Annotated in this window: 1 protein-coding gene; it reads left to right on the top strand. The window is 57.6% G+C overall.

From position 1 onward, the window contains the following. Positions 1-271, top strand: a 271-nt coding sequence (locus SB756_RS30245) for a hypothetical protein (protein ID WP_410913257.1), incomplete at both ends; no start/stop codon positions are given.

Here is a 271-nt window from a genome sequence, read left to right as displayed (position 1 = left end):
CTGAGAAACATAACGAATGCGGATCCGGATGTGCGTTCGGCGGCTTGTTTGGCCTCGCTGGCTTTGCGCGACGGTACTGGCCGCACACACTTTCTCGTCACTTACGAGCATGACGACTGTCGTGATCTGCGAGCCGCAGTGGACGCGATGACTCAGCCACATCGCTTCGACTACACAGACGCGCATCTGATGGTCGGTCACACCAGCGCCCGGGGCGTGTCGTTTTACTACAGCTATCGCAATTGTGACGACGGTAAGCAACGTGTTGAGC

The sequence above is a fragment of the Pseudomonas sp. SIMBA_068 genome (assembly GCF_046534705.1).
GTDB classification, from domain to species: Bacteria; Pseudomonadota; Gammaproteobacteria; order Pseudomonadales; family Pseudomonadaceae; genus Aquipseudomonas; species Aquipseudomonas putida.
The sequence above is the reverse complement of the archived record's forward strand: the minus strand, read 5'-3'. Positions and strand labels throughout refer to the sequence as shown.